Source organism: Actinomadura decatromicini (assembly GCF_008121305.1).
In the GTDB taxonomy this organism is placed as follows: Bacteria; Actinomycetota; Actinomycetes; order Streptosporangiales; family Streptosporangiaceae; genus Spirillospora; species Spirillospora syzygii.
Window position 1 is genome coordinate 616,934 of the sequence record NZ_VSRQ01000006.1, and the last position, 17,928, is coordinate 634,861.

The 17,928-nt window shown below is 72.3% G+C and carries 15 protein-coding genes; 5 read left to right on the forward strand and 10 right to left on the reverse strand.

Annotation, left to right across the window (positions count from 1 at the left end):
* Positions 1-42: 42 nt before the first annotated feature.
* The gene (locus FXF68_RS29090) at positions 43-1,173 is read right to left on the reverse strand and encodes an alkaline phosphatase family protein (protein WP_222870127.1); all 1,131 of its coding nucleotides are present in this window, start codon (positions 1,171-1,173) and stop codon (positions 43-45) included.
* On the reverse strand, positions 1,170-1,751 hold the full coding sequence (locus FXF68_RS43225) for a DUF5998 family protein (RefSeq protein WP_222870128.1): 582 nt from the start codon (positions 1,749-1,751) through the stop codon (positions 1,170-1,172). The genes FXF68_RS29090 and FXF68_RS43225 overlap by 4 nt, the downstream gene beginning before the upstream one ends.
* 36 nt (positions 1,752-1,787) lie before the next feature.
* On the opposite strand from FXF68_RS43225, the gene FXF68_RS29095 reads away from it, so the two are divergent.
* Positions 1,788-2,156, forward strand: coding sequence for a hypothetical protein (locus FXF68_RS29095; RefSeq protein ID WP_187438154.1), 369 nt, complete (start codon positions 1,788-1,790; stop codon positions 2,154-2,156).
* Between the two features lie 105 nt (positions 2,157-2,261).
* Here the strand turns inward: FXF68_RS29095 and FXF68_RS29100 are convergent, their stop codons facing one another.
* On the reverse strand, positions 2,262-4,709 hold the full coding sequence (locus FXF68_RS29100) for a bifunctional acetate--CoA ligase family protein/GNAT family N-acetyltransferase (protein WP_148764664.1): 2,448 nt from the start codon (positions 4,707-4,709) through the stop codon (positions 2,262-2,264).
* A 167-nt stretch (positions 4,710-4,876) separates the two neighbouring features.
* Between FXF68_RS29100 and FXF68_RS29105 the strand changes: the two genes are divergently transcribed.
* The gene (locus FXF68_RS29105) at positions 4,877-5,800 is read left to right on the forward strand and encodes a carbohydrate kinase family protein (protein ID WP_148764666.1); all 924 of its coding nucleotides are present in this window, start codon (positions 4,877-4,879) and stop codon (positions 5,798-5,800) included.
* Between the two features lie 537 nt (positions 5,801-6,337).
* Here FXF68_RS29105 and FXF68_RS29110 read toward each other — a convergent pair.
* Both FXF68_RS29110 and FXF68_RS29115 read right to left on the reverse strand, forming a co-directional pair.
* Positions 6,338-7,363: a LysR family transcriptional regulator gene (locus FXF68_RS29110; RefSeq protein WP_222870129.1), complete on the reverse strand. Its 1,026-nt coding sequence runs from the start codon at positions 7,361-7,363 to the stop codon at positions 6,338-6,340.
* A 466-nt stretch (positions 7,364-7,829) separates the two neighbouring features.
* The gene (locus FXF68_RS29115) at positions 7,830-9,923 is read right to left on the reverse strand and encodes a RecQ family ATP-dependent DNA helicase (protein ID WP_148764668.1); all 2,094 of its coding nucleotides are present in this window, start codon (positions 9,921-9,923) and stop codon (positions 7,830-7,832) included.
* A 584-nt stretch (positions 9,924-10,507) separates the two neighbouring features.
* Here FXF68_RS29115 and FXF68_RS29120 point away from each other — a divergent pair.
* Genes FXF68_RS29120 through FXF68_RS29130 form a run of 3 tightly spaced genes read left to right on the forward strand, consistent with a single transcriptional unit; the run spans position 10,508 to position 13,359 of the window.
* Positions 10,508-11,836 (forward strand): threonine/serine exporter family protein, encoded by a 1,329-nt coding sequence (locus FXF68_RS29120; RefSeq protein ID WP_148764670.1) that lies wholly within the window; start codon positions 10,508-10,510, stop codon positions 11,834-11,836.
* Between the two features lie 53 nt (positions 11,837-11,889).
* Complete coding sequence (locus FXF68_RS29125; RefSeq protein ID WP_148764672.1) at positions 11,890-12,216, forward strand: hypothetical protein; 327 nt, start codon at positions 11,890-11,892, stop codon at positions 12,214-12,216.
* A 9-nt stretch (positions 12,217-12,225) separates the two neighbouring features.
* Entirely contained in the window at positions 12,226-13,359 is a 1,134-nt protein-coding gene (locus FXF68_RS29130) for a DUF6745 domain-containing protein (RefSeq protein ID WP_148764674.1), read from the forward strand.
* Between the two features lie 12 nt (positions 13,360-13,371).
* Here FXF68_RS29130 and FXF68_RS29135 read toward each other — a convergent pair whose 3' ends face one another.
* The 5 genes from FXF68_RS29135 to FXF68_RS29155 all read right to left on the reverse strand — a co-directional run bounded on the left by FXF68_RS29135 (position 13,372) and on the right by FXF68_RS29155 (position 17,910).
* Positions 13,372-13,758, reverse strand: a complete 387-nt coding sequence (locus FXF68_RS29135; RefSeq protein ID WP_148764676.1) for an ATP-binding protein — start codon at positions 13,756-13,758, stop codon at positions 13,372-13,374.
* Between the two features lie 117 nt (positions 13,759-13,875).
* Entirely contained in the window at positions 13,876-14,724 is an 849-nt protein-coding gene (locus tag FXF68_RS29140) for an STM4011 family radical SAM protein (RefSeq protein WP_148764678.1), read from the reverse strand.
* The gene (locus FXF68_RS29145) at positions 14,724-16,016 is read right to left on the reverse strand and encodes an STM4012 family radical SAM protein (protein ID WP_246178998.1); all 1,293 of its coding nucleotides are present in this window, start codon (positions 16,014-16,016) and stop codon (positions 14,724-14,726) included. Before FXF68_RS29145 ends, FXF68_RS29140 begins: the two co-directional genes overlap by 1 nt.
* Positions 16,013-16,831 (reverse strand): STM4013/SEN3800 family hydrolase, encoded by an 819-nt coding sequence (locus FXF68_RS29150; protein ID WP_187438161.1) that lies wholly within the window; start codon positions 16,829-16,831, stop codon positions 16,013-16,015. The genes FXF68_RS29145 and FXF68_RS29150 overlap by 4 nt, the downstream gene beginning before the upstream one ends.
* A gap of 5 nt (positions 16,832-16,836) precedes the next feature.
* A complete protein-coding gene (locus FXF68_RS29155; RefSeq protein ID WP_148764680.1) occupies positions 16,837-17,910 on the reverse strand; it encodes an STM4014 family protein in 1,074 nt (357 codons plus the stop codon).
* Between the last annotated feature and the right edge of the window lie 18 nt (positions 17,911-17,928).

Genomic DNA, 17,928 nt, shown 5'->3' on the forward strand with positions numbered 1-17,928 from the left:
CGGACGTGGTCGGTGCCGGACGTGGTCAGTGCCTGAACCTGGTCAGTGCCTCGACGTGGTCAGCAGCGGGACGAGTTGTTCCGCCGCCACGAGGGAGCCGTGCATGCCGACCATCCGGTCCAGCCACGGCTCCCGCTCCGACGCGACGATCGCGAGGTCGGCGTGCGGGACGGCGATCACGTCCCCGACGCGGTCGAGCATGCCGGGGCCGAGCGGGCCGAACCAGCCGTCCGCGACCGCCCGCTCGCGCGGGACGACCCACGCCCGGTCGCCGAGCAGGGCCGTCCAGGCGGCGAGGACGTCGTCGTGCGCGCCCGGCTCGCTGTAGACGTACCGGGCGCGGGCGTCGCCGCCGAGGAGGGCGACGCCGTCTCGCAGCTCGGGGACGGCGTCGAAGTCGACCCGCTCAACCGGGTCGACCATGCCGTGGTCGGCGGTGACGTGCAGGGCCGAGCCGGGCGGCAGGACGTCCGCGATCCGCTCGGCGAGCATGTCCACGAAGCGGAGCTGGTGCCGCCAGTCGGCGGACCCGGCGCCGAACCGGTGCCCGGTCGCGTCGAGGTCGGCGTGGTACACGGTGACGAACGAGCGGTCGCCCTCGCGCAGCGCCAGCTCCGTCCGGCCGACGAGCTGGCCGAGGCCGTTCGCGGCACGGTAGCGGGCCCCGCGGACGGTGGCGCGGCTGAGGCCGGTCCCCCGGTACTGGCCGAGCGCGACGTAGGAGACGGCGACGCCGTCCGCCGCCGCCCGCCCGTACACGGTCGGGACGGGCTGGAACCGAGCCGGGTCGACGGAGTCGTCCTGCCAGCGGAGGCAGTTGAGGAGGCGGCCGGTCCCCGGGATCGCCACCTGGACGCCGAGCAGACCGTGCGCGCCGGGCGGCGCGCCCGTCGCCAGCGACCCGAGGCTGCTGACCGTCGTCGCCGGGAAGCCGGACGTGATCGGGCCGCCGTCCATCGCGGACAGGAACGGGGCCTCGTCCGGGTGGGCGCGGAGCTGCTCCCAGCCGAGCCCGTCGACGATCAGCACGCAGGCGCGCGGCACCGGCGCGAGGCCCAGCACGTTCACCGCGTCCGGGACGCCCAGCGCCGCCAGCACCGACGGCGGCAGGTCGGCGAGCGCGCCCGACCCGTACCGCGGGACGGGCGGCGGCCCCGCCGTCCCGGCGGTCACCGGGCGGTCGCGGCGGACAGCTCCTCCGCGAACGCCAGCACCTGCGTCACGGCGTCGCGGCCGTCCGCGGCCTCGCTCACCCGCAGGGACAGGTCGTCGGCCGTGACGCTGCCGGTGTAGCCGTGGTCGGCCTCGCAGTTCTCGTCGCCGCAGGTCGCGGGCTCGAGGTCGATGTGCGCGATGGCGCCCCAGCCGATCGTCAGGACCACCTCGGTCGGCGGCACGCCCGGCACGTACGACGCCGGGTCCGGGACGACCCTGGTCACCGCGACCGACTGGACGCGCTCCAGCTTCACGGCCTCGGTGGTGGTGGACGCGTGCGGCTGCGCCATGCCGTCGCCGGGCGGGTGCTCGTCGGTGTGGCACACCAGCAGCCGGCTCGCGGACAGCACGAGCACGGTCACGTGCCGCCGCACCTCCATCGCGGGGTCGAACGTCGCCTCGTGGTGGACGACGTAGGCCACGACGGGCTCCTCCCCGACGGCCGACTCGACCGCGTCCGCGACCAGGTCCGGGTAGTAGCCGCTGCGCTCGATCGCCGTGCGCAGGCCGCCGGCGGTCGCTCGGGTTTCCCTCATGGGCCCATCCTGCCCTGTCCGGGGCCGGACGCGCACATGGCCGCCGGACGGGCGGTCAGCCGCGCCCACGCGGGGTACGAGGCGGGCATGGACGAGAAGCCGCTGCCGAAGCCCCCGCCGGTGCCGCCGCCCGGCCCCGACCCGGCGCCCGCGCCGGAACCGCTGGTCCCGCCGGTGGAGCCGCCGCCGGGGCCGCCCGGGCCGTCCCCGCAGCCGCCCGGGCCCGTCCCGCCGGGGCCGTCGCCCGAGCCGGTCCCGCCGGGCCCGCCGCCGGAGCCGACGCCGCCCGGACCGGCGCCCGAGCCGACGCCGCCCACGCCCGACCCGGACCCGGTCCCGCCAGGGCCGGAACCCGACCCGATCCCACCGACCCCGTCCCCGAGCCCGCCCGGCCCACCGGCCTGACCCGTACTCCTCCAAGCAGGAGGCCGTCAGCGCTGCTGGGCACGGCGCGGTGTCGGCGTCGTGCGGCGAGGAGGGGGAGGCCGCCGGGTCAGGGAGAGAAGGCCGTCAGGACAGGCGGCGCGGCCCCAGTTCGGGACGCGGGCCCGGCGGCCGCTCCAGCCTGAGCGTCACGCCGCGCACCGTGGCGCCGGACGCGTCCGCCAGCACGGGGTTCAGCTCCAGCCGCGCCACCTCGGGCAGGTCGTAGCCGAGGCGGGACGCGCGCAGCAGCAACTCCTCCAGGGCGGCGAGGTTCACCGGTTCCGCGCCGCGATGGCCGAGGAGGAGCGGCGCCGTCCGGATGGCGCGGACCATCTCCGCCGCCTCCGCGTCGGCGAGCGGCGACAGCCGGTGCGCCCGGTCGTCCAGGAGCGCGGCGGTCTCGTCGGCGATGCCGAAGGAGATCACCGCGCCGAACGAGTGGTCCTCCCGGACGACGATGCGGGTGGGGACGCCGTGGCCGTCCGCGTCGTCCTCGACGTCGATGCCGTAGCAGGACAGCAGCTCGGCCGCCCGCTCCGGCGCGACGTCCGCCGCGCCGTCGCCGCCGAGCCAGGACGCGACCAGCTCCCGCGCGCGGTCGCGGTCGATCCCGTCGAACACCGGCATGCGCCCCGGCGGGCGCCGCCGCCACCGCGCGTACCCGATCACGTACGCCAGCGCCCGGACGGCGTCCTCCGGCGAGGGGTAGGACGGCACCGAGCCCTCCGCCGCCGTCCCGTCCGGGCCGGGGACGCGCAGGTCGGCGGGCATCCCCTCGGTGCCGAGGTAGGTCGCCACGATCGGCTTGCGGCCCTGTGCCGCCAGCCGCAGGATCTTCTCCGGGACGCGCACGTCGTAGCCGCCGATCGTCGGGGGCGCGAACAGCGCGACCACCGCGTCGACGGTGTCGTCGTCCAGCGCCCCGGCGAGCGCGGCCTCGTAGTCGTCGGCGTCGGCGCGCGGACCGAGGTCGATCCGGGGCCGGACGTCCAGGCCGAGCGCGACGGCCTCGTCCTGCGCGAGCAGCCCCAGCGAGTTGGAGTTGTCGATGATCGCGATGCGGTCGCCCGCCGGGAGCGGCTGGTAGGCGAGCACCTGCGCCACGTCGAACAGCTCGGAGATGTCCTCGACGCGGATCACGCCCGCCTGCTCGAACAGCGCGCTGACGGCGTGGTCGGGCAGCGTCAGCGCCCGTGCCGCGTGCCCGATCGGGACGCCCTGCGTGCTGCGCCCGCTCTTCACCGCCACGATCGGCTTGCGGCGGCCGAGCCTGCGCGCCAGCCGCGCGAACTTGCGCGGGTTGCCCAGCGACTCCAGGTAGAGGAGGACGGCCTTGGTCGCCGGGTCCTCCTCCCAGTACTGCATGAGGTCGTTGCCCGAGACGTCTGCCCGGTTCCCTGCGGAAACGAATGTGGAGAGGCCGAGGCCGCGCTCCGCCGTCCGCTGGAGGATCGCGATGCCGAGCGCGCCGGACTGGGAGAAGAAGCCGACCGGGCCGCGTCCCGGCATCGTCGGGGCCAGGGTCGCGTTCAGCCGGACGTCCGGGTCGGTGTTGGCGATCCCCAGGCAGTTGGGCCCGACAACCCGCATCCCGTAGGCGCGGGCGAGCCGCACCAACTCCTCCTGCCTGGCGCGGCCTTCGTCCCCGATCTCCCCGAAGCCGGAGGACACGACCACCAGGCCGCGCACGCCCTTGCTCGCACACTGCTCCACGACCTCGTGGACGGCATCCGCGCGGACAGCGACGACGGCGAGGTCGACATCGTCCGGCACCTCCAGGACGGACGGATACGCGCGCACCCCTGCCACCGCCACCGCCGTCGGATGCACCGGGTAGACGGGCCCGCTGAAGTCCCCGGACAGCAGGTTGCGCAGCACCGTCTGCCCGACGCTGTGCTCGGCCCGGCTCGCCCCGATCACCGCGACCGACCCAGGGAACAGCAGCCGCTGGATCGACCGCGACTCGGCCCGATGCTCCCGCGCCGCCATCACCTCCAGCGACGTCTCGGTCGGCTCCAGGTCGAGGACGAGCTCGATCACGCCCTCCTCGAAGCGCTGCTCCGCCCGGTACCCCGCCTCCCGGAACACCCTGGTCATCCGCCGGTTGTCGGGCAGGACGCTCGCCACGAACCGGCGCACCCCGCGCTCCCGCGCCGCCGCCGCGATGTGCTCCAGCAGGACCGGGCCGAGCCCGCGGCCCTGGTGCGCGTCCTCCACGAGGAACGCGACCTCCGCCGTCTCCGGGCGCTCGCCGAGCCGGTCGTACCGGACGACCGCCACCATCTCCTCGCCGATCGTGGCGATCAGCGCGACCCGGCGGTCGTAGTCGACGCCGGTGAAGTGTTCGATGTCACGGTCCGACAGGTGCGGGCGCGGCGAGAAGAACCGGTAGTAGATCGACTCCGGTGACAGGCGCGCGTAGAAATCGCGCAGAATCGCGCCGTCGGCGCTCCGGATGGGGCGCAGATGGGCCGTCCCGCCGTCGCTCAGGACGACGTCGGCCTCCCACTGATCCGGGTAACGCTCGGTCACGTACCCGAGGGTAAGGCACAGGCGACCCCTGGCCCGCGATCGAAAAAATGGGCTTCCTCGGTTTCGCTGCGCGTTCGAGACCTAATCAGGGCTCGATAGCTGTTACGGTCGAGCACACGCCCAGAATTGCCGCTCGCGCGGGCCGTGTTGATCGAGGTGATGACTCCATGACGCGCGTGGTCGTGGTCGGCGATCTTATGACAGACACCGTGGCGCGTGCCGCGTTCCCTCTCGCCAAGGGTAGCGACACGCCGGCCGCGGTGACGATCCACGGGGGCGGCTCGGGCGCCAACGTGGCCGCCTGGCTCGCCGTGGAGGGGACCGAGGCCGCCTTCGTCGGACGCCGCGGCTCCGACATCGCGGGCCGGAACCGGGACATGGAACTGATGGGGTACGGCGTCGACGCCCGCCTCGTCATGGACCAGGAGCGTCCCACCGGAACCTGCGTGATCATGGTCACCCACAAGGGCGACCGGACGATGCTCTCCGACCCGGGCGCCAACGGCGCCCTCCTCCCCGAGGACATCGAGCGCTGCAAGGACCTGTTCTCGCAGGGCACGCACCTGCACCTGTCCGGGTACGCGCTGATCAACGAGGGGTCGCGCAAGGCGGCCATCCACACCCTCGACCTCGCCCGCAAGGCGCAGATGTCGGTGTCGGTGGACGGCGGCTCGTCCTCGCCGCTCAAGCGCATGGGCGCCGAGCCCTTCCTGGAATGGACGCAGGGCGCCCGCCTCCTCGTGGTCAACGCCAAGGAGGCCGAGATCCTCACCGGCCGCGAGTCGCCCGAGCAGGCCGCCAAGGTGCTCACCGCCTGGTACCCGCAGGTCGTGATCAAGAGCGGCCCCGACGGCGCCCTCTGGTACACCAACGGCCGCCCCGAGCCCGTCACCGTCGCCGCCGAACCCGTCGAGAAGATCATCGACGGCACCGGCGCGGGCGACGCCTTCGTCGCGGGCTTCCTCCCGCCCTGGCTGGACGGCAAGCAGCCCGCCGACGCCCTCACCGCCGGCTGCCGCCTGGCCGCCCGGGCCATGCAGCACCTGGGCGCCCGCCCCACGCTCGACGTGGTGGACAACCAGATCAAGTAGCTGTGTTTGCCCAGGGGGGCGCCCCCCTGGAACCCCCGGTTGTCGCGAGGGGCCGTTTCCCGAACGCGTTCGCTCTCGGGAAACGGCCCCTCGCTCCGCGGTTCGTGCGGCCTCCGGCGCTGGGGCGCCTGCGGCCGCACGAACCGGGACCCCGGCTGGGCTTCGGTCCAAGAGCGTGAAGGTGCGTCATCCAAGCAAAAGGGGGCGCACAGCGCTCAGAAGAGAGGTCGAGCGGGGCTCATGAAGAGGAGCTTCGGGCGGCGGTCCAGGCACTCGTGCACGGGCACTCGTGTCTGAGCGTTCGGTGTGGTCGCTCGTGTGGGCGGCCAGAATCCTCTTCGACCGGGCCACACGAACTCGGCCGGGCCGCGCCAGTTCGGCAGGGCACGTGAACTCGGCGGCGTTATGCGAACTCAGCCGGGTCACGTGAGACCGGCGGCATTGCGCGAACTCAGCCGGGTTTACGCGAACTCGGCCGAGTCACGTGCACTCAGCCGTGTCACGTGCACTCAGCCGGGTTACGCGCGCTCAGCCGGGTTAGGCGAGAGGGGTGTAGGTGCGGACGTCCTCCTTCACCGCTGCCCATAGCCGGTTCAGGGGGTGGCCCGCGTCGTAGCGTTCGAGGTCGGCGCGGCGGACGAACGCGCCGGTCATCAGTTCGGCCTTGGGCTCCAGGTCGTCGTCCAGGGCGATGGCGCGGAGCGGGACGGTGCCGGGCTCGTCCTGCGCCGCCATGCCCCGGCCGATCGAGCCGGTCACGATCATGCAGCCGCGGACGAAGCCGGAGCGCAGCAGCGACAGCCCGTAGTGCACGTCGTCGATGTCGGCGACCACGTTCAGCCGCTCCCGGAAGCTGGGCCCGTACCAGGTGGCGAGCAGGTCGGCGACGAGCCCGGCGGGCGGGACGACCAGCGGCACCCCGCCGAGCCTGCTGGTCTCGACCGGCGTGTCCGGCAGCTCGTTCTCCAGCAGGTTGGTCAGCAACCACGCCTGGCCGCGCGCGTACTCGACGACCTCGTACTCCCTCAGCCGCAGGTCGCCCTCGGGAGTGCTGACGATGCTGCCGCAGATCAAGTCGACCTGCCGGGTCTCCAGCCGCGACCACAGCTCCTTCGTCCGGACGTGGGCGACCTTGAACTCGACCTCGCGCTGCCGGAACTCCTCCGACACCCGGTTCCATGCCCGCGACACGATCGGCAGGGTGAACTCCGTGGTGCCCACGGTGAGCATCCGGCCGAGCCTGCGCCTGCTCCAGTGAATGGACTCCAGCCATTTCTCGAACGTCAAACGCGCCAGTTCGACCGTGTCTTCACCGGTCGGCGTGAACAGGAAGTCCTTGCCGCGCCCCTGCCGGACGGTGAGCACCTCGCCGCACAAGGTCTGGCTGTTGCGGTTCAGGGTGTCGAGCTGCTTCTGGACGCTCGACTGCTCGCGTCCGAGGGCGCGGGCCGCCCGCAGCGCGGACCCGGACTCGTGCACCGCCAGAAGGGTCCGAAGCTGATCGAACGTCATATCGAGCAGTCCGGACGGGCAGTCGAGGAGCGCGTCAAGGGTCGGTGACACGGGGTCGGACATTACTACCTGTTCCGTCGTCCCGCTGAAATGGCCGGGGGGCCATCTCGCCGGGAAATGATGACATTTCCCGCTGAACTTATCTCAAGATGTTCTCCTAAACAACTGGACAGACTTTTCTAACCTCTAGAACACTTTCGTCGTGGGCCGCTCCTCGCCGCCGTCAGCCGTCCCATACCGACGGCGGCGCTCCCGGGCGCGCCCCGGCGGTGCCGGCCGCCGGGGCCGCCGCCCGGGGACCCGACTCCCGCTCGCCGCGGCTCTTCTCCGCCGCGGCGCCGGGACCGGACGCCGACCCGTGCGCGGGGCCGCGCGCACGGGTCGGCCACCCCACCCGCGTCACAGGGGCACGCGGGCCCGGGGTGGCGCGCGGCCTCCCCACTCGGGAGGCCCGCAAAGCCGGCCCCCCCAGAGGAACACACGCGGGTATTGGTTGGCGGGCGTGTCGGAGGGTGGGTTAGGACGGGGTGGCCAGGGTCAGCGGGAGGACGGATTGGGCTCCGGCTTCCTTGAGGAGGCGGGTTGCCACGGCGATCGTCCAGCCGGTTTCGACGCGGTCGTCGATCAGGAGGAGGGGGCCGGGGGTGTCGGAGACGAGGGCGGCCAGGTCGGGTGGGACGGTCAGCGAGTGCCAGACCGAGCGGAGTCGTTGGGCGCTGTTGTGGCGGCGCGGGGTCGGATCGCCGACCGGGGTGAGTTCGCCCAGGTAGGGCAGGCGGCCGACCTCGGCGATGCGGTGGCCGAACGTGGAGACCAGGCGCGGGCGTGAGCGCGAACCGATGGTGACGACGCCGGTCGGGCGGGCGGGCCAGTCCCAGGCGGCGAGGACCTGGACGACGGCGTTGAGCATGTCGTCGGGAAGGTCGGTGTCGTCACCTGCGAACAGGGCGCGCAGGCGGTTGCCCCAGCCGATGTCGGTGAGGCGGCCGAGGGCGCGGCCCACCTCGGCCTGGAGGGCGGGTTCGATGCGGCCCGCGACGCCGAGGTCGTCCTTGACGCCGGTGGGCCACATGCGGCGGGGGGCGATGTCGACGCCCGGACGGTGCAGCCGCTCGCGGGCCTCGGACGCGCCCTGCCCGGTGACGTGGGCGGACCAGCGGCGTTCCGTGCAGTTGTCGCAGCGGCCGCAGGGCGCGGCGGCGGGGTCGTCGAGTTGGCGGCGCAGGTACTCCTCGCGGCACCCGGTGGTCGAGATGTAGTCGAGCATCGCCTGCTGTTCGCGCCGCCGCTCGGCGGTGACGCGCTCGTAGCGTTCGCGGTCGTAGGACCAGGGGACGCCGGTCGACGTCCAGCCGCCCTTGACGCGGCGGGCCGCGCCGTCGACGTCGAGCACCTTGAGCATCATTTCGAGCCGCGTCCGGCTGAGGTCGACCTGGGGTTCGAGGGCTCCGGTGGAGAGCGGGCGGCCCGCCTCCTCCAGGACGTCGAGGGTGCGCCGGACGACGGGCTCCGGCGGGAAGGCGAGGCTGGCGAAGTAGGCCCAGATGTCGCGGTCTTCCCTGCCGGGAAGGAGGATGACCTCAGCGCGGTCGACGCCGCGGCCCGCCCGACCGATCTGCTGGTAGTAGGCGACCGGCGACTGCGGAGCGCCGACATGGACGATGAACCCGAGGTCGGGCTTGTCGAAGCCCATGCCGAGCGCGCTCGTGGCGACGAGGGCCTTGAGCTTGTTGTCGAGCAGATCCTGCTCGGCCTGGAGACGTTCGGCCTGCTCGGTCTGCCCGGTGTAGGCGGCGACCGCGTGGCCGCGGTCGCGCAGGTAGCCGCTGATCTCGTGAGCGGCGGCGACGGTGAGGGTGTAGACGATGCCCGATCCAGGGAGGTCGGCGAGGTGTTCGTCCAGCCACGCGATGCGCTGCTCGGCGGTGGGCGGCGTGACGACGGCGAGGTGCAGGGACTCCCGTTCGAGCGGGCCGCGCAGGACGAGCGCGTCGTCACCCGCGAGCTGCTCGGCGACGTCCTGGGTGACGCGGGCGTTGGCGGTCGCGGTGGTGGCGAGCACCGGGATGCCGGGCGGCAGCTCGGCCAGCAGCGTGCGGAGCCGCCGGTAGTCGGGACGGAAGTCGTGGCCCCAGTCGGAGATGCAGTGCGCCTCGTCCACCACGACCAGGCCCGCGCCGGCGGCGAGCTTCGGCAGGACGAAGTCGCGGAACTCGGGGTTGTTGAGCCGCTCGGGGCTCACCAGCAGGACGTCGACGTCCCCCGCGTCGACCTCGCCGAACACCGCGTCCCAGTCGCCCGTGTTGGACGAGTTGATCGTCCGGGCGTGGATGCCCGCGCGCCCGGCGGCGTCGATCTGGTTGCGCATCAGCGCCAGCAGCGGCGAGACGATCACTGTCGGACCGGCGCCGCGCTCGCGCAGCAGCCGGGTCGCCACGAAGTAGACGGCGGACTTGCCCCACCCGGTGCGCTGCACGACGAGCGCCCGCCGCCGTTCGACGACGAGGGCGCGGATCGCCGTCCACTGGTCGTCGCGGAGCCGCGCGTGGTCGCCCGCCAGCGCGCGCAGGCACCGTTCGGCCTGCTCCCGGAGTCCGTCGGAATCAGTCATGCGTCCTTGGTACCAGCGCCGAAGAAGCCCCCGCACCAGAACCGCGTTCTGTGGATTACGCGGTCAAGCGTCGACCGCCCACGCCGTTGATCGGCAGCCGCCGCCAGCGGGCCACGCCTCTCAGCAGGATCTGGCGCACCCAGGCATCTTCACCCCCAACAAGAATGTCACTATAGGTAACTGAACATACGCGCTAAGTTCAGAGCGGGTCGGACCTCACCAACCTCACCGGAAGGAACCCGACCATGAAGGAGTTCGTCCTGCCGATGCCGGTCGCCGCCCATGCCGCTCACCGGGCGATCAGCGGTCGCCAGTGAGACGAGGGCATCAGGCCCGGCGGACGTGAGAACGCTTAGCCCTCAGGTCAGCGGGCATCCCGCACGTGAACGGGGCGACATCCGATCGCTCGGACGCCGCCCCGCGGAGGCGAGCGTTTCGCTGCGGACAGCCCGTCCGGCGAGGCCGCCGAGTCGCGGCGAAGAGGCCGCGGGTAGCCTGCCAACAAGATCGATCACGGGTGCGGAAGGAACGCGGGCGGCGTAATGAGCGCGGCTGAACGCTTGCGACGGACGTGGCGGGTCCTCATGGACCACTCACCCCCGGAGCCCCCCGAAGAGGAACCCAGTGAGATCGTCGACCCACGTGCGGTCGACCTTGTTCTGCGCGTCGGCGAGCTCCTGTTGGCCAGTGGCGAGACCACCGAACGGGTGAACGAGGCCATGCTCGGCCTCGCGGTCGCCTACGAACTGCCTCGGTGCGAGGTACAGGTCACGTTGACGAGCCTCCTGGTGTCCGCCCATCCGGGGAAGGGCGCGCCGCCCATGACGGGGACGCGGGCCATCCGCCGCCGTGTCCCGGCGTTCTGGCGGCTTACCGCGCTGCACCAACTCGTCCAGGACGCGTCCATCGGGATGCTCGAACTGGACGAGGCCCACCGGCGGCTCGCCGAGATCAAGCGGGCCCGTCCTCCATACCCGGCTTGGCTGCTGGTCGTGTCGCTGGGTCTCATCGCCGCTTCGGGCAGTGTCCTGTCCGGTGGTGGACCGCTCGTGGCGACCACGGCGTTCATCGCCACCCTCCTCGGCGACCGCACCGCGGCCGCCCTGGCGCGCCGCGGAATCGCGGAGTTCTTCCAGTTGACCGTGGCCGCGGCCATAGGCGCGGGGGCGGCGGCGGTGGTCGTCGCCATGGGCAACCCGGGGCAGGCCGCCACCATCGTCACCGGCGCGATCCTGGCGCTGCTTCCGGGACGACCGCTCGTGGCCAGCATCCAGGACGGCATCACCGGGGACCTCGTCAGCGCGGGCGCGCGCGTGCTCGAGGTGTTCTTCATGATCGCGGCGATCGTCGCCGGGCTGGGCGCGGTCGTGTACCTCGCGGTCAACCTGGGCGTGGAGATCGACGTCCGGCACCTGCCCACACCGGCGGCGGAGCTGCGTCCCATCGCGGTCATCGCGGCGGCGGGGATCTCGCTGACGTTCGCGGTGTCCCTCGCCGTGCCGCGGGACGTGCTGATGGCGGCGGCCCTGGGTGGGGCGCTCATCTGGGTGCTCTACGTCATGGCACGGGGGTGGCACGTTCCACCCGTCCTGGCGGCGGGCATGGCCGCCACCGTGGTCGGCGTCCTGGCGAACTGGCAGGCACGGAGGAGCGGACAACCCGTCATGCCCTATGTGGTGCCGTCCATCGGCCCACTCCTGCCCGGGACGGCCCTGTACCGGGGCATGGTCGAGCTCAACTCGGGCTCCCCCGAGGCCGGTGTGCTGAGCCTCATCGGGGCCGTGTCGGTGGCCCTCGCGCTGGCGGCGGGCGTCAACCTCGGCGGCGAGCTCGTGCGCGCGTTCCAGCACGTCGGGTTGAGCGCGTCCGGCCGCTGGGCTCGTCCCGCCGCCCGCAGAACCCGCGGGTTCTAGGGCCGCGACCAGCGCGAACGAGTTCTGTCGGTGGCGGGCGTTACGTTCGCGGCATGTACCGACAGGGAGACATCCTGATCCTGCCCGTGCCGGAGGAGGCGCTTCCGGTGGGCGTCCGCGACCTGCCGCCCGCGCCGCGCGACGGGCGGGGCCGCATGGTCCTCGCGCTCGGCGAGGCCACCGGGCACGCGCACGCGCTGACCGCGCCCGGGACGCTGCTGCGCTCGCCCGACCCGCTCGCTCCCGACCACCTGCACCTGCCGTCCGGCGGGCGGCTCGTCCACGAGGAGCACGCGGCGATCACCCTGCCGAGGGGCTGGTACCGGGTGATCCGCCAGCGCGAGTACGTGCCCGGCGCCGTCCGCGTCGTGGCCGACTAGGGGGACGGGATGCTCACCTCGACGGCACGCGAACCGCACTACGTGGTCGGCGACTGGCAGTCGGCCGCCTATGACACCCGTCCCGCCGACCGTGTGCGGGCCGAGGCCGGTGTCACCGCCGCCTACGCCGCCGCCGGGCTGGTCGCGCCCGCACGGTTCGTCTGGGTGCCCTCCCCCGCGCGCGGCGCGGTGGCGGCGGCGGTCCTGGCCGGGCACGGCGGCGCGCTGCGGGCGGCGGGGCTCGGCGACCTGGTCGACCTGGCCCGCGCCGACCTCGGTACGGTCCCGGCGGGCAGGAGCGTCCTCACGGAGGTGCGGACCCGCCCGTGGGAGGCGGAACGCGCGGCGGCCTGCTCCGAACAGGGGCCGGAGCAGTGGCCGCGCACCTGGGCCGAGACCGGCGGGATGCTCTGGAACCAGGTGCAGGCGCTGGTCACGCGCGTGCGCGCCGCCGTGGGCGAGCACGCGCGGCGCGCCGGCTCGCCCGACCCGCGGGAGGACGAGGCCGTCGCGCTGCTGCGGGGCGCCACGCTCGACGCGGTCCTCGGCCAGCACGACGCGCCCTGGCTCGCCCTCTTCGAGACGCTCGGACGCCTCGACGGCCCCCTCGCCGGACTCGCCGAGGCGGCCCGCTCGGCGGGCTGGTGGTGGCCCTACGAAAACCTGGTGATCCTGTCGGAGCGGCCCTGTGAACTGCACCGCGACGAGCCCGGACGCCTTCACCGAGGCGACGGCCCCGCCCTCGCCTACCCGGACGATTTCGCACTGCACGCCTGGCGCGGCATGCCGATCCCGCCCGATTTCGTCGAGTCGCTGACCGGCCTCACCCCCGACCGCATCTCGGCCGAGCAGAACGCCGAGCTGCGCCGCGTCATGCTGGAGATCTTCGGCTACGACCGCTACCTCGCGGAGACGGGCGCACGCCCCGTGCACCGGGACGAGACGGGCGTCCTCTGGTCGATCGACCTCCCCGGCGACGAACCCGTCGTCATGGTCGAGGTGGTCAACTCCACCCCGGAGCCCGACGGCACCCACCGCACCTATTACCTCCGCGTCCCACCCGACACCCGCACGGCCCGTGCGGGCGTCGCCTGGACGTTCGGCATAGACGAAACCGACTACCACCCCGAAAAACAGACCTGACCACGGGCCTCGTCAGTTGGTGTGGGTTCGGGCCCAGGTGACCTTGCCCGCTCCGGTGGGGCGGCAGCCCCAGGAGCGGGACAGGGCGCCGACCAGCATCAGCCCCCGGCCGCTTTCCGCCTGGAGGTCCATGGTGGGCGCGGCGGGGACGTCCGGGTTGTCGTCCCAGACCTCGACCATCGCGGTCGTGGCGTCGGGCAGGGAGAGGACGACCGTGATCGCCTTCGCGTACCGGATCGCGTTGGTGACGAGTTCGCTGGTGATGAGTTCGAGGTCGCCGTTGACGTCCTCCCGGTCCCAGCGCTCCATCACGGCGCGCACCGTGTCGCGCGCCGCGCGCACCGCCACCTCGGCGGGCGCGAGCGCGAGAACGAAATGGGGGCGCTGTAAATGGTCCACATGTCCGCCTAGGTTCACCGCCGCTGCCAGGGTCCGCCTTACCCCGCAGTCGCCCGGGGCATTCCGCCTCCCTTGCCGAGATGGGCGCCACCTGCCCGGATCGGCTCTACGGGACGGTCACGGGAATAGCAGCGGAATGCGTTCGAGGACGCCTCCCGCGAAGGTGTCGTAAAGGCCGAGCGGCTCGAGGTGGACATAACCGATGTGGCAGTCGCAGACATCGAGGGGGCACGGGCGCGGAGCCAGCGCGTCCAGGAACGATCCGTCGTAGAGGTTTCCCAGCACGGCCGGGACGAAATGGCAGCGCCGGACGGTTCCGTCGCCGTCCACGGACACGACGGTGTCGCCCGTCCGGCAGGCGAGGCCGCGGCTCGGGTGCGGGCGGCGGCTCACGGGGAACAGCGGGTCGATCGCGGTCCACTGGTCGGCCTCGGCGTCGTCGTAGACGCGGCCCTCGGCGGCGTTGACCCACAGGTAGGTGCCGGAGGGCAGGTCGGCGCGGAGGCGGCGGGCGGCGTCGAGGTGGTCGGGCTGCCCGACGATCCCGACGCTGAACCGCACGCCGCGTCCCGCCAGTTCCTGGCACTTGCCGAGGAACCGGTCGTAGGGAACTTGGCCGGGGTGGTAGGTCGCCCAGAGCGCGAGCCGGGCGAGGTCGGCCTCGGACGTCCACGAGACGCGGTGGCTGAGATTGGTCTGGATCGCGACGCGCTCGACATGGGTCAGGTGGCTCAATTCGACCAGGGCGCGCCGGTACCAGGAGCGGACGAGCCCCTCTCCCCACGGCGTGAACAGCACGGAAATGCGAAAATTCTGCCCAGAGACCCATTCCGTGAACCGTTCGAGGGCCGCACGGTCGGCGCGGAGTTGCTCCGCCGAGTCGCGGCGTTTGGCGAACGGGCAGTACGGGCAGTCGTAGTCGCAACTGGCCAATGGGCCCCGGTAGAGGATCGTCAGGTGCTCCATTAGCGCACCTTGTAGGACTTCATCCGCGCCTGAACGTGCGGTGAGAACAATGCTGGCCCGATGGCGTCGGAGTAGGCGAGCCCTTCGGGAGTGAGGCGCAGAACCTCGCCGGTCGTCTCCAGCCATCCCCGGTCGTCGAATGAGCGAAGTTCGGCAGCGAAGTGGTCGTGAGGATCTGCGTCGAAGCGCGATCGGTAGAGGCCGAGGTCGAGGCCGCTTGCCTGGAGGAGAGACTGGATGAGGTGGCGGCGGCGCCGTTCGTCGTCGTCCAGTTCGAAGCCGACGTGGGCGAACTCGAAGTCCTTCTCCGCCACGTATTCGTCGATGATCGAACGCACCAGCCTTGTCTCGACCGCGTACTCGAACGAGTAGTGCAGTCGGGACGTGTACGAGCGGGCCCCGCAGCCGAGGCCCACCATGCCGTCAGTCTGGCAGCAGTATTCCGTCCCGTTGGCGGCGGCTCCGGGGAGGCGGAACATTCGCATCGACACCTGCTCGTAGCCTTCGGCCAGGAGGTGGTCGCGGCCGATTCGGTAGAGGCTGAGGCGCTGGTCGTCCCATTCTCGGGTGCGATGTTCAAGCCCTGTCTTGGGACGAACATAGAGGGGATACAAGTAGATTTCCTCGGGCCGCCAGGCGAGGGCCGCGTCCAGTGAATGCGTCCACGTCGCGGGCGTCTGGCCGTCGATGCCGTAAATGAGGTCGATATTGAGGGTCGGGAAACCTACAGCGCGAATCCGGTCAAGGGCGGCCTCGACTTCCGCGCGTTTCTGAGGGCGGACGGCCGCCCGCGCCTCCTCGTCCAGGAAAGACTGAACACCGATGGAAATACGGCTCGTCCCGCGTTCGGCGAGGACGGTCAGCCGGTCGGTGGTCGCGGTGGCCGGTGACGTCTCCACGCCCAAGGGAATCGCGCCGAACCCCGGGAACCGTCCGGCGATGTCGCAGAGGCGTTCCAGCTCGGAAGCGTTGAGAAAGGTCGGCGTGCCGCCGCCGAAGGCCGCCGTCTCGAACGCCGCGTCGCGGTCCTGTGCACCCAGGGCGTCCAGGACGGCGGTGGCCTGCCGGTCGAGCGCGTCCAGGTAGGCCCTGGTCAGCTCCTCGGGCGCGCCCGTGCGGGTGAACAGATTGCAGAAGCCGCACCGCATTTCGCAGAAGGGCACGTGGAGGTAGAGGAAGAGGGTGTCGAGGGGCTCGTCCGCCCACACGTCGCGCAGCGGACGCAAAGGCTCAAGCGGACGGTAGGCGGTCTTGTGCGGATAGGCGTACACATACGCCTCGTAGGGATTCACGGCAGAACGAACTCCCCGTATGGAACTGTCCAGATGACCTCGTGGCCGAAACGGTGGCCGGTGTGACCGTCCTCGCCGTACGCCGTTCCGTGGTCGGAGCAGACGATGACGAAGCAGGGGCGGCGCATCAGCGAGAACAAGCGCCCGATGTGGGCGTCGACGTGGCGGAGCGCGGCGGCATGGCTGGCTCGCGTGTCGCCTTTCGAGCGCGCCTCCTCTTTCGAGTGCGTGGCGTCGTCCAGGTAGAACCAGTTCGGCTGGTGCAGGGACGCGACGTTCAGCAGCAGGAAAAGGCAGCGTTCGGCGGGCAGCCTCGCCACGATTTCGGCGACGCGGTCGATCTGGTTGGGCAGCGCATCCGGGTCGGTCACGCCGAATTCGGGTTCCCAATGGCTCTCGGCGAACAGCGACGGAAGCGCGCGTCCCAGAGGCGTCACCTTGTTGAAGAACCCGACGCCGCCGACGCAGACCGTGTGGTATCCGGCGGCGGCCAGCCCGGACGGCAGGTCGGCCGCGTCGAACGTCCACGTGCCGGACGCGGTCGTCTCACTGCCCGGGAACGTTCCGGCGAAAAGCCGCGGATGCGGCCCGGGGGACGCGGGCGTCGGGAGGAATCCGGCCAGCATCGCCGCGTGCGCGGCGTAGGTGAAACTGCCCGGCGTGTGGCGGCGTTCCCAACGCCCGCCTGGGAGAAGCCCGGCCAGATTGGGCGTCTGACCCGACTCGGCCAGTTCCTCGGCCACGTCGTACCGGAGCGTGTCGAGCGTTATCAGCAGCAGATCATGGGTGCCGATGATGCGGTTCATGTCGTGCATGCGGGTCACGCCGTACACGCGAAGGACAACGCGGCTCGAACCTGGGCGGCATAGGTATCGAGCCCCTGGGCCGGGCCACCGGGGAGACCGGTCAGCCCGGGAAGCAGGTCCCCGAACGCGTTGACCTCGCCGACCTCCATGTGGCGCATGCCCTGGCCGATGAGCAGGTCGACTCCCACCATCAGACTGCCGGGGAAACAGGCGGCAGCACGCGCGCACACGTCCAACGCCCGTCGCCACCCCGCCTCGCCCAACGCGCTTTGCACAGCGGACAGGTCTCCCCTGGCTCCACCCAAATGAAGGTTCGTCATCGGATGACAGCTGGTGCGGACGACCGCGTGCGTGGGTTCGCCGTCGATGACGACGACGCGCAGGTCGAACACGCGCCCACCGACCGTGGCCTTGGGCAGCCATCGCTCGACGTGCAGGCCGTCCGGGGTGAGCGCGTCGATGAGCGCTGCGACCTCGTCCTCGGTCTGGTAGGTGCGGACGCGCAGCGAGTTGAACAACCGGTCGCCCTCCATCACGGCCGACGTGACCGCCCTGACTCGTCCCGGCGCGGCCTGCACGGCCACGACCCCGGAGGCGGACGAACCGTGCGCGGGCTTGGCGAACACGCGCCTCAGCCCCGCCTCGGCCATCCGAGCGCGGAGCGCAGCATAGCCGTCCACCTGCGGCAACGCGGGCGGGACGGGCACCCCGGCGGCCCGCAGCCGCGCGTGCGTCGCCCGCTTGTCGAACATGACCCCGATCTCGTCGGCGTCGCCGAGCAGGCGCGCGCCGGACGCCGACGCCGCCGCGGACAGCCGCCGCAGCGCGGCCGTGAACGTCCGGTGCCAGCGCGCACCGCCGCCCACCCGGGCGGGCGGCCCCGGGCCGCGCAGCAGCGCGTCGGCCTCGGCGTCCTCGCCGGGCGAGTCGACGCGGAGCAGTTCGCCCGGCGCCAGGACGATCTCGGCGCCGCGGAGCACGTCCGTCCACGGGACGAGCCGGGGCTCGGGCAGCCCGGCCGACCGGCACGCCGCCGCGAACAGCGCGGGCCGCCGGTCGCCGGGCGTGCCGACGACGGCGAACGTCATCCCGCGCCCACGGGGCAG

Excerpts from the sequence above, each read along its gene's own strand:
- FXF68_RS43225 (WP_222870128.1), bottom strand. The coding sequence starts at position 1,751 with ATGAGGGAAACCCGAGCGACCGCCGGCGGCCTGCGCACGGCGATCGAG.
- FXF68_RS29095 (WP_187438154.1), top strand. The coding sequence starts at position 1,788 with ATGGCCGCCGGACGGGCGGTCAGCCGCGCCCACGCGGGGTACGAGGCG.
- FXF68_RS29105 (WP_148764666.1), top strand. The coding sequence starts at position 4,877 with ATGACGCGCGTGGTCGTGGTCGGCGATCTTATGACAGACACCGTGGCG.
- FXF68_RS29115 (WP_148764668.1), bottom strand. The coding sequence starts at position 9,923 with ATGACTGATTCCGACGGACTCCGGGAGCAGGCCGAACGGTGCCTGCGC.
- FXF68_RS29120 (WP_148764670.1), top strand. The coding sequence starts at position 10,508 with ATGGACCACTCACCCCCGGAGCCCCCCGAAGAGGAACCCAGTGAGATC.
- FXF68_RS29125 (WP_148764672.1), top strand. The coding sequence starts at position 11,890 with ATGTACCGACAGGGAGACATCCTGATCCTGCCCGTGCCGGAGGAGGCG.
- FXF68_RS29130 (WP_148764674.1), top strand. The coding sequence starts at position 12,226 with ATGCTCACCTCGACGGCACGCGAACCGCACTACGTGGTCGGCGACTGG.
- FXF68_RS29140 (WP_148764678.1), bottom strand. The coding sequence starts at position 14,724 with ATGGAGCACCTGACGATCCTCTACCGGGGCCCATTGGCCAGTTGCGAC.
- FXF68_RS29150 (WP_187438161.1), bottom strand. The coding sequence starts at position 16,831 with ATGCACGACATGAACCGCATCATCGGCACCCATGATCTGCTGCTGATA.
- FXF68_RS29155 (WP_148764680.1), bottom strand. The coding sequence starts at position 17,910 with ATGACGTTCGCCGTCGTCGGCACGCCCGGCGACCGGCGGCCCGCGCTG.